Raw genomic sequence first — 10,159 nt, forward strand, 5'->3', positions numbered from 1 at the left:
CCCCCGCACCGTCCAGGCGCCCCCGCCGCACCCCTCCGGCGCGCGCCCGCCGCAGCTGCCGCCGGAGCTGGTGCCCCGGCACGTCGCGATCGTCATGGACGGCAACGGCCGCTGGGCCAACCAGCGCGGGCTGCCGCGCAACGAGGGGCACAAGCGCGGGGAGGCGTCCCTGCTGGACGTCGTGGCCGGGGCCGTGGAGATCGGCGTGACCCACGTCTCGGCCTGGGCGTTCTCCACGGAGAACTGGAAGCGCAGCCCCGACGAGGTGCGCTTCCTCATGGGCTTCAACCGCGACGTCATCCGCCGCCGCCGCGACGAGATGCACTCCTGGGGCGTGCGGGTGCGCTGGGCCGGGCGCCGCCCCCGCCTGTGGCGCAGCGTGATCGACGAGCTGGAGGCCGCGGAGGAGCTGACCCGCGGCAACACCGTCTGCACCCTGACGATGTGCGTGAACTACGGCGGGCGCGCGGAGATCGCCGACGCCGCCCGCGCCATCGCCCGCGAGGTCGCCGCCGGCCGGCTGAACCCCGAGCGCGTCGACGAGCGCACCGTGGCCCGCTTCCTCGACGAGCCCGACATGCCCGACGTGGACCTGTTCTGGCGCTCCTCCGGCGAGCAGCGCACCTCCGGGTTCCTGCCCTGGCAGTCCACCTACGCCGAGATGGTGTTCTCCGACGTGCTGTGGCCGGACGTGGACCGGCGCGCGCTGTGGGCGGCGATCGAGACGTACGCGCAGCGCGACCGCCGCTACGGCGGGGCGGTCGACGCGCCCGGCGCGCCCGGCACCGCCGACGCGCCCGGTGCGCCCGCGGACCCGGCGGCCGGGCCCTCGTGAGCGCGGCGGCGGCCCTGCCGGGGGCGCTGGTGCGCGAGGTGCGCACGGCGGTGCGCTGGGGCGTGCAGCACGGACTGCCGCGGCTGGCCGTGCGCCGCGGCGCGCGCGGCGGGGACCTGCAGTCGCTGCTGATGACCGACCCGCCCACCTGGCGCGAGCCGTACGCCTTCCACGAGCGCGTGCGCGCCGCCGGCCCGCTGCTGACGGGCCCGTTCACCTGCATGAGCGCCTCCCACCCGGTGGTGCGCGAGGTGCTCGGCGGCGCCGACTTCGGCGTGGGGGCCCTGCACGACGCGCCGGTGGCGCAGCTGCGCCCGCTGCTGGCGTGGGCGGTGCGCGACCGGCCCCACCACCCGGTCGAGCCGCCCTCGATGCTCGCGGTCGACCCGCCCGAGCACACCCGCTACCGCCGCCTGGTCTCCAAGGTGTTCACCGCCCGCGCGGTGCAGGGGCTGCGCCCGCGGGTGGAGGAGCTGGCCGCGGAGCTCCTCGACGAGCTGGCCGCGCGCGGGCCCGCCGCCGACGCCGTGCGCGACTACGCCCTGCGGCTGCCGGTCGCCGTCATCGCCGAGCTGCTCGGCGTGCCCCCGCACCGGCGCGAGGAGGTGCGCGCCTTCGAGGCGGGCCTGGCCGGCAGCCTGGAGGTCGCCGCACCCTGGCGCGACGTGCGCGCCGTGGACGCGGCCCTGCGCGGCTTCGACGCCTGGATCGGCGAGCACCTGCAGCACCTGCGCCGCCGCCCCGGCCAGGACCTGCTCAGCGGCCTGCTCGCCGTCACCGACGACGAGGACGAGCGCGGCGGCGGGGGAGCGCACCTGAGCGAGGGGGAGCTGCGCGCCACCGCCGGGCTGCTCATGGCCGCCGGGTTCGAGACGACCGTGAACCTGCTCGGCTCGGCGACCGCGCTGCTGCTGCAGCACCCCGACCAGCTGGACCTGGTGCGCGCCGACCCGGCGCTGTGGCCGAGCGCGGTGGAGGAGTCCCTGCGCCTGGAGACGCCCGTGCAGCTGACCTCGCGCCGCGCGCTGCGCACCACCACCGCCGGCGGGTGCGAGGTGCGCGCCGGCACCCGCGTGGTGCTGCTGCTCGGCGGCGCCAACCGCGACCCGGACGTCTTCGCCGACCCCGCGCGCTTCGACGTGCGCCGCGCCAACGCCCGCGAGCACCTGGCCTTCTCCGCCGGCCGGCACTTCTGCCTGGGCGCGGCGCTGGCGCGCCTGGAGGGGGAGGTGGGCCTGCGGGCGCTGTTCGAGCGCTTCCCCGACCTGCGCGCGGCACCGGGGGCGCGGCGCACCACCACGCGCGTGCTGCGCGGCTGGCGGAGCCTGCCGGTGCACCTGGCCTGACGCGCCCGCGGCCCCCGTCCCCCCGCGCGGGGGGACGGGGGCCGCGGGCCTCGCGCCGGAGCGCTCAGCCGGTGTTGCGCATCCCGGCGGCGATGCCGTTGATCGTCAGCAGCAGCGCCCGGCGCAGCGCCGGGTCCACGCCCTCGCCCGCCGCCCGCGCGCGCGCCAGCAGGCTCACCTGCAGCGCGTGCAGCGGCGCCAGGTAGGCGTCGCGCAGCTCCAGCGTGCGGCGCAGCACCGGGGCGCCCTCCAGCAGCGACTCCTGCCCGGTGACCCACAGCACCTGCTCCAGGGTGCGGGCGTGCTCGGCGCGGATGACGTCGAAGGCGCCGCGCTGACCGGCGGGCACGAGCTCCTCCACGTAGTGCGCCGCGATGCCCAGGTCCGTCTTGGCCAGGGTCATCTGCACGTTGGAGACGAAGCTGCGGAAGAAGTGCCAGGTGGCGCACATCTCGCGCAGCGCCTCGCCGTGGCCGGCCGCGCGCGCCGCCGCCAGCCCCGAGCCCACGCCGAACCAGCCGGGCACGTTGATGCGGCTCTGCGTCCAGCCGAACACCCACGGGATCGCCCGCAGGTCCTCCAGGCCGCCGGTGCCGCCGGGCCTGCGCGAGGGGCGCGAGCCGATGTTGAGGTTGCCCAGCTCCTCCACCGGGGTGGCGGCCAGGAAGAACGGCACCAGGCCCGGGTCGCGCACCAGCGCCCGGTAGGCGCGCTGGCCCTCCGCGGCCACCACGTCCATCGTCTGGTCCCACACGTCCAGCGCCTCCCGGCCCAGCCGGGAGCTGCGGTGCAGCGTGGAGGCCTCCAGCGCCGCGGACAGCGCCACCTCCAGGTTGTGCCGGGCCAGGCGGGGCTGGACGTACTTGTCGGAGATGACCTCGCCCTGCTCGGTGACCTTGATGGGCCCGTCGAGGGTGCCGTACGGCTGGGCGAGGATCGCCTCGCCGGTGGGGCCGCCGCCGCGGCCCACCGAGCCGCCGCGGCCGTGGAAGAGCCGCAGCACCACGCCGTGCCGGCGCGCCACGTCGCGCAGCGCCCGCTGCGCGCGGTGGATCTGCCAGCGCGAGGCGGCGATGCCGGCGTCCTTGGAGGAGTCGGAGTAGCCGAGCATGATCTCCTGCACGTCGCCGCGGGCGGCGACGACGCGGCGGTAGGAGGGGTCCGACAGCAGCCCCTCCAGCAGCTCCTCGGCGGCCTCCAGCTCGGTGACCGTCTCGAACAGCGGCACGAAGCCGATGCGCGCCACGTCGCCGGGGCCGGTGCCCTCGCGCCCGCCCTCGGCCAGGTCCACCAGGCCGACCTCGCGGGCCAGCACCACCACGGCCAGCAGGTCGTCCACGCCCTGCGTCATCGAGACGATGTAGCTCTCGATCGCGTCGTCGCCGAAGCGGTCCAGGCAGGTGCGCACGGTGGCGAACAGGTGCATGACCTGCGCGGGGGTGCCGGTGAGGGTGCGCACCGCCGCGCCGATGAGCGGGCGGTGCCCGGTCAGCTCCCGGCTCAGCAGCCGCCGGCGCGAGTCGCGGTCCAGCGAGGCGTACGGCTGCACCAGCTCGCCCAGGCGGTCGTACACCGCCGCCAGCGCCGCGTGGTGCCGGCCGGCGTGCTCGCGCACGTCCAGGGTGGCCAGGCCGAAGCCGACGGCGTGCGCGGTGCGCAGCAGCCGCGCCACCGACCCGTCGGCCACCAGCTCGCCGTCGTTGGCGCGCAGGGAGTCCTGCAGCACCCGCAGCTCGGCGACGAACTCCTCCGGCCCGGCGTAGTCCAGACCCGGCACGTGCTCGGCGCCGGTGCGCAGCCGCGCCCGGGTGCCCTCCAGGCGGGCCAGCGCGTAGGACAGCTCGAAGCGGTAGGGCTCCTCGCCGTTGAGGCGCTCGCGGTCGGCGCGCACCTCCGGCAGCAGCTGCGCGTCGCGCTCCAGCAGCGCCGCCAGCTGCGGGGAGACCCCCACGATCTGGGTGGAGGCGGCCAGCTCGGTGCGCAGGTCGCGCACCGCCGCGGACAGCACGTCCAGCGCCGCCTCGTGCATCAGGCCCAGCACCTCCAGCGTCACCTCGGGGGTGACGTTGGGGTTGCCGTCGCGGTCGCCGCCCACCCAGCTGCCGAAGCGCAGCGGGCGCGCGCCGTCGGGCAGGTGCAGCCCGGCGCCCGCCAGGCCGACCTCGAGGTCCTCCAGCAGGTCCGGCAGCACGTCCCCGGCCAGCGTGCGCAGGTAGTGCAGCGCCGAGCGGGCCTCGTCGGCCGGGCGGGGGCGCTCCACGCGCAGCTCGTCGGTCTGCCACAGCAGGTCCACCAGCTCGGCCAGGCGGCGCCGGCCGCGCGCGGCGTCCACCGCCCGCTGCGCGGGGTCCTCGGAGGCCTCGACGTTCTCGGTGATGCGCAGCAGCAGGTCCAGCACGGAGCGCCGGCTGGACTCGGTGGGGTGGGCGGTGAACACCGGGCGCAGCTGCAGCCGGCCCAGCACCTCGCGCACCTCCGCCGCGTCGGTCTCGCCGGCGGCCAGGGCGCTGCGCAGGCGCTCCAGGGCGCCCTCGAGGCCGTCGGCGGGGCGCCCGGCCAGCTCCAGGCCGCGGTGCAGCTGCTCGGAGGCGTTGGCGAGCTGGAAGTAGGCGGTGAACGCCCGGGCCAGCACGATCGCGGTGCGGTCGTCCACCCCGGAGAGCAGCTGGGCCAGCTTGGCGCCGTCGTCGGGCTCGCGGGCCAGGGCGCGCACCTGCTCGACGAGGTCGAGCAGGTCGGCCCCCTCGTGGCGGGTCAGCGACTCGCCGAGCAGCTCGCCGAGCCGGCGCACCGAGGCGCGCAGCGCGGCGTGGCCCTCGTCGGAGGAGACGCCGTCGACGGCCAGGGGGCCGTGGGTGGGGGTGTCGGTGCGCGTGGTCATGACTGCTGGCCTTCGCCTCCCTGCCGGTGCCGGGTCGACGCTGACTCCGTCACGCTGCTGCTGCCGTGGACCGCCGGGTCGCGGTCGGTCACGCACCGGCCCGGGTGGGCGCGGCGCGGGCAGTCTTGCGCGTCCGCGCCGCCGACGGGAAGCCGGGGCGGTACCGGACGGGTGAGCGGCAGGGAGGCGGGGGCCTCAGGAGCCCGCGGCGGCGGCCTTGAGCTTGGAGCCGGCGGTCAGCTTGGCGCCGAAGGACGCGGCGATCTCGAGGGTCTCGCCGGTGCGCGGGTTGCGGCCGGTGCGCGCGGCGCGCTCGACGCGCTCGACGGTCATCAGGCCGGGCAGCTTCACGGCGTCGCCCTTGGCGACGGCCTCGAGCAGGACGTCGCCGAAGGCGGCCAGGACGGAGTCGGCGTCGGACTGCGAGACGCCGCTGCGCTCGGCGACGGCGGTGATCAGTTCGGAGCGGTTCACGGGCTCTCCCGGGGTGTGGGGGTCGGGGGTTCGGCAGGCGACGTTACCCGCTGTGACACCGGCGCCCGGGCAAGGGCGGTGGGCGCGGCGCGGCGCGGGCCTGCTGCGGGGCCCGCAGGTGGAGTCCGGGGCCCGGCGGGCGGTGCCCGCCGCGCACGGCTCAGGCCCGCGCGTCCCGCTCGCTGCACGCCGCGCACACCCCGAACACCTCGACGACGTGCTCGACGGCGGTGAAGCCGTGCTCGGCACCCACCCGCCGGGCCCAGGACTCCACCTGCGGGCCCTCCACCTCCACCGTGCGCCCGCACGAGCGGCACACCAGGTGGTGGTGGTGCCCGGTGCTGCAGCGGCGGTAGACGGCCTCGCCGTCGTCGGTGCGCAGCACGTCCACGTCGCCGTCCTCGGCGAGGGCCTGCAGGGCCCGGTAGACGGTGGCCAGGCCCACGCTGTCGCCGCGCTCGCGCAGCCGGGCGTGCAGCTCCTGCGCCGACAGGAAGGCGTCCGCCTCGTCCAGGAGCGCGGAGACGGCGGAACGCTGCCGGGTGGACCGGCGGGCCGGGGTGACCACGGCTGCTCCTCTCGACGCGCGGCGGGCGCGACGTGCGACCGGGCTGGGACTGCGTCCCGCGACTGTACGTCACCGCTCGCCCGCCCGGCGGGCGCGTCCGCCCAGCGCGTAGCCTTGCTGACCGCCCCGCCACCGTGGCGGGGCGCCGCGCCGGACACGGCGCGGTCAGGTCCGCCGACACCCAGCCGGATGGAGATCCCGCGTGGCCCAGCCCAGCTCCGCCTCCCGACTCGACGCCGTCACCAACCTCGCCAAGCGCCGCGGGTTCGTCTTCCCCAGCGGGGAGATCTACGGCGGGACGCGCTCCGCCTGGGACTACGGTCCGCTGGGCGTGGAGCTGAAGGAGAACATCAAGCGCCAGTGGTGGCGCACGATGGTCTCCTCCCGCGAGGACGTCGTGGGCCTGGACTCCTCGGTCATCCTGCCGCGGCGGGTGTGGGAGGCCTCCGGCCACGTGGCGGTGTTCACCGACCCGCTCGTGGAGTCGCTGGTCACGCACAAGCGCTACCGCGCCGACCACCTGCTGGAGGCGTACGAGGCCAAGCACGGCCACCCGCCGGTCAACGGCCTGGCCGACGTGGTCGACCCCGACACCGGCGTGCGCGGGCAGTGGACCGAGCCGCGCGAGTTCTCCGGCCTGATGAAGACGTACCTGGGCCCGGTGGACAACGAGGAGGGCCTGCACTACCTGCGCCCGGAGACCGCCCAGGGCATCTTCGTGAACTTCGCCAACGTCATGGGCTCGGCGCGCAAGAAGCCGCCGTTCGGCATCGGCCAGATCGGCAAGAGCTTCCGCAACGAGATCACCCCGGGCAACTTCATCTTCCGCACGCGCGAGTTCGAGCAGATGGAGATGGAGTTCTTCGTCGAGCCCGGCACCGACGAGACCTGGCACCAGTACTGGCTCGACGAGCGCATGTCCTGGTACGTGGGCCTGGGCATCGACCCGGGCAACCTGCGCTTCTTCGAGCACCCGGCGGAGAAGCTCTCGCACTACTCCAAGCGCACCGTGGACATCGAGTACCGCTTCGGGTTCACCGGCTCGGAGTGGGGCGAGCTGGAGGGCATCGCCAACCGCACCGACTACGACCTGTCCACCCACTCGCGCGAGTCGGGCGTGGACCTGTCGTACTTCGACCAGGCCAAGGGCGAGCGCTGGACGCCGTACGTCATCGAGCCCGCGGCCGGCCTGACCCGCTCCCTCATGGCGTTCCTCGTGGACGCCTACTCCGAGGACGAGGCGCCCAACACCAAGGGCGGCGTGGACAAGCGCACGGTGCTGCGCCTGGACCACCGCCTGGCCCCGGTGAAGGCCGCGGTCTTCCCGCTCTCGCGCAACGAGCAGCTCTCGCCCAAGGCGCGCGACCTGGCCGCCGAGCTGCGCACGCACTGGAACGTGGAGTTCGACGACGCCGGCGCCATCGGCCGGCGCTACCGCCGCCACGACGAGGTCGGCACGCCGTACTGCATCACCGTGGACTTCGACACCCTGGAGGACCAGGCCGTGACGATCCGCGAGCGCGACACCATGGCGCAGGAGCGCGTGGGCCTGGGCCAGGTCGCCGGCTGGCTGGGCAGCCGCCTGCTGGGCGCCTGAGCCCTCCCGCTCCACCCGGGCGCCCTCCCGCCGCGGCGGGAGGGCGCCCCGCGCACACCGGATCCTTCCGGAATCCTTGCGGGAACGGGAGCTCCGTCGTACCTTCACAGCCTCACCCCAGCTACGAGGAGGTAGCTCCGTGGAGCTGTCCGTGTCCACGCTCGCCCGTTCGCCGCTGACCCGCCGCCTGGCCGCCACCGCCCTGGCGCTCGCGGCCCTCACCGCCGCCCCGGCCCTGCCGGCGCAGGCGGACGCGGCGCGGGCCAGACCGGCCCCCGAGCCGATCAGCACCGCCCGGGGCGCCGGGCAGTCGGTCGCCCTGACCTTCGACGACGGCCCCCACGGCGCCGACACCGAGCGCCTGCTCGACGTCCTGCGCGCCTACCGGGTCAAGGCCGTCTTCTGCCTGCAGGGCGACCAGGTCGCGGCCGACCCGGACCTGGTGCGCCGCATCGCCGCCGAGGGCCACACCCTGTGCAACCACTCGGTGCGCCACGACGACCTGGGCACCGCCACCGCCGCGCAGGTGCGCGCCGACCTGGAGGCCACCAACGCCCTCATCCGCTGGGCCGTGCCCGACGCGGAGATCCCGTACTTCCGCGCCCCCTACGGCTCCTGGGGCGTCAGCGCGCGCGTCGCCCAGCGCCTCGACATGGAGCCGCTGGGCTGGACCTTCGCCGTGGAGGACTGGGAGGAGCCCGGCGCCGAGGTCATCGCCCAGCGCGTGCGCGAGCGCCTGCAGCCGCGCTCGGTGATCCTCATGCACGACGGCGGCGGGGACCGCAGCGGCACCGTCGACGCCGTCGAGACGCTCATCCCCGAGCTGCGGCTCGCCGGGTGGCGCTTCACCCTGCCGGCGAAGCGCGCGTGAAGGGGCACGGGACGATGACCACCCCCACCCGGCGCCTGCGCGCCGCCGGCCTGCTCGCCGGCACCCTCGTGCTCGGCCTGGCCGCCCCCGCGGTCTCCGCCCCGGAGGCCGCCGTCACCGCGAAGAGCGCCCACGGGCGCGGCACCGGCGGGGAGTGGATCGGCACGTGGGCCGACGTGCCCACCGCCGTGCCCGCCGGCGGCGTGAGCGTCCTGGAGGACCAGACCGTCCGGCAGGTGGTGCACGCCAGCATCGGCGGCGACAGCCTGCAGGTGCGCTTCACCAACGAGTTCGGCGAGGCGCCGCTGCTCGTCGGCGAGGCGCACGTCGGCCTGCGCGCCGGCAGCACCGGCACCGACGTGCAGCCGGGCACCGACCGCAGGCTCACCTTCGGCGGCAGCACCTCCACCACCGTGCCGGCCGGCGCGCCGCTGCTCAGCGACCCGGTGCAGCTGGGCCTGCCCGAGGGCGGGGACCTCGTCGTCAGCATCCACCTGCCGCAGCGCACCCCGGTGACCACCGTGCACGCCTTCCCCTACCAGGACAACGTCGTCGCCGCCGGCAACGTCACCGGCGCCGAGCGCGTGACGCCCACCGCCACGGTGGGGCAGTGGTACTTCCTCTCCGGCGTCAGCGTGCTGGTGCCCGAGCAGGAGCACGCCGCGGCGATCGTGGCGCTGGGCGACTCCATCACCGACGGCGCCGAGACCACCCGCGGGGCCAACCGGCGCTGGCCGGACCTGCTGGCCCAGCGGCTGCGCGAGGCGCGCGGCATGCCCGAGCGCGGCGTGCTCAACGAGGGCGTCAGCGGCAACCGCCTGCTGCACGACCCCAACCCGCCGGCCGGCTCGCCGGCGGAGGGCTACGCGGCCTACTTCGGCCAGAGCGCCCTGCGCCGCTTCGACCGCGACGTGGCCGCCCAGCCGGGCGCGGAGTACCTCGTGGTCCTGCTGGGCGTCAACGACCTCGGCCACCCCGGCACCTCCGCGCCGGAGTCCGAGACCGTCACCGCGCAGCAGATCGTCGACGCGCACCGCCAGCTCGTGGCCCGCGCCCACCAGCAGGGCATGACGGCGATCGGCGGCACGATCCTGCCGTTCGAGGGCGACACCCTCGGCTTCTTCTCCGAGGAGAACGAGGCCGCCCGCCAGCAGGTGAACCACTGGATCCGCACCAGCGGCGAGTACGACGCGGTCGTCGACTTCGACGCCGCCCTGCGCGACCCGCGCGACCACCGGCGGCTGAACCCCCGCTACGACTCCGGCGACGGCCTGCACCCCAACGACGCGGGGATGCGGGCCATGGCCGACGCGGTGCCGCTGCGCCTGTTCCGCTGACACCGCTCCACCCGCACCGCTCCACCGAGACCGCCCCGTCACGGGGCCGGTGACCGGGCGGGGACCGCACCACCGGTCCCCGCGCCGTCACCGGTCCGTGACGGGGCGGTCGCTTGTGCCCGCGTCCACCGCGGTCCTACCCTCGAGCACCAGTCCGGCAGAGCCGCCGGGCCCCACGGTCCGGGCACCGTCCGCCCACGAGCGCACCACCCGCCCGGCCCCCGCGCACGACGCGGTGCGCGGCCGCACC

At 76.2% G+C, this 10,159-nt stretch carries 8 protein-coding genes; 5 read left to right on the forward strand and 3 right to left on the reverse strand.

Going from position 1 to position 10,159, the window contains the following annotated elements:
* Together GTR00_RS06705 and GTR00_RS06710 are read left to right on the forward strand one after the other, a co-directional pair.
* Positions 1–835, forward strand: an 835-nt coding sequence (locus GTR00_RS06705) for an isoprenyl transferase (RefSeq protein WP_240899552.1), incomplete at its 5' end; no start/stop codon positions are given.
* A complete protein-coding gene (locus tag GTR00_RS06710) occupies positions 832–2,181 on the forward strand; it encodes a cytochrome P450 (RefSeq protein WP_205705230.1) in 1,350 nt (449 codons plus the stop codon). The genes GTR00_RS06705 and GTR00_RS06710, both read left to right, overlap by 4 nt.
* A 64-nt stretch (positions 2,182–2,245) precedes the next feature.
* Here the strand turns inward: GTR00_RS06710 and ppc are convergent, their stop codons facing one another.
* The 3 genes from ppc to GTR00_RS06725 form a co-directional block, all read right to left on the reverse strand.
* Positions 2,246–5,062, reverse strand: coding sequence for a phosphoenolpyruvate carboxylase (gene ppc, locus GTR00_RS06715; protein ID WP_166610861.1), 2,817 nt, complete (start codon positions 5,060–5,062; stop codon positions 2,246–2,248).
* 195 nt (positions 5,063–5,257) lie between these two features.
* Positions 5,258–5,536: an HU family DNA-binding protein gene (locus tag GTR00_RS06720; RefSeq protein ID WP_166610862.1), complete on the reverse strand. Its 279-nt coding sequence runs from the start codon at positions 5,534–5,536 to the stop codon at positions 5,258–5,260.
* A gap of 160 nt (positions 5,537–5,696) precedes the next feature.
* Positions 5,697–6,104: a Fur family transcriptional regulator gene (locus tag GTR00_RS06725; RefSeq protein WP_166610863.1), complete on the reverse strand. Its 408-nt coding sequence runs from the start codon at positions 6,102–6,104 to the stop codon at positions 5,697–5,699.
* 202 nt (positions 6,105–6,306) lie between these two features.
* Between GTR00_RS06725 and GTR00_RS06730 the strand changes: the two genes are divergently transcribed.
* From GTR00_RS06730 to GTR00_RS06740, 3 genes are all read left to right on the forward strand, one after another.
* Positions 6,307–7,701, forward strand: coding sequence for a glycine--tRNA ligase (locus GTR00_RS06730; protein ID WP_166610864.1), 1,395 nt, complete (start codon positions 6,307–6,309; stop codon positions 7,699–7,701).
* 139 nt (positions 7,702–7,840) lie between these two features.
* Positions 7,841–8,572: a polysaccharide deacetylase family protein gene (locus GTR00_RS06735; RefSeq protein WP_205705231.1), complete on the forward strand. Its 732-nt coding sequence runs from the start codon at positions 7,841–7,843 to the stop codon at positions 8,570–8,572.
* A gap of 14 nt (positions 8,573–8,586) precedes the next feature.
* Positions 8,587–9,909 carry an SGNH/GDSL hydrolase family protein gene (locus GTR00_RS06740; RefSeq protein WP_166610865.1) on the forward strand — a complete coding sequence of 441 codons (1,323 nt, stop codon included), beginning with the start codon at positions 8,587–8,589 and terminating at the stop codon, positions 9,907–9,909.
* The last annotated feature ends 250 nt before the right edge of the window (positions 9,910–10,159 follow it).

The organism is Kineococcus indalonis (assembly GCF_009906395.1).
In the GTDB taxonomy this organism is placed as follows: Bacteria; Actinomycetota; Actinomycetes; order Actinomycetales; family Kineococcaceae; genus Kineococcus; species Kineococcus indalonis.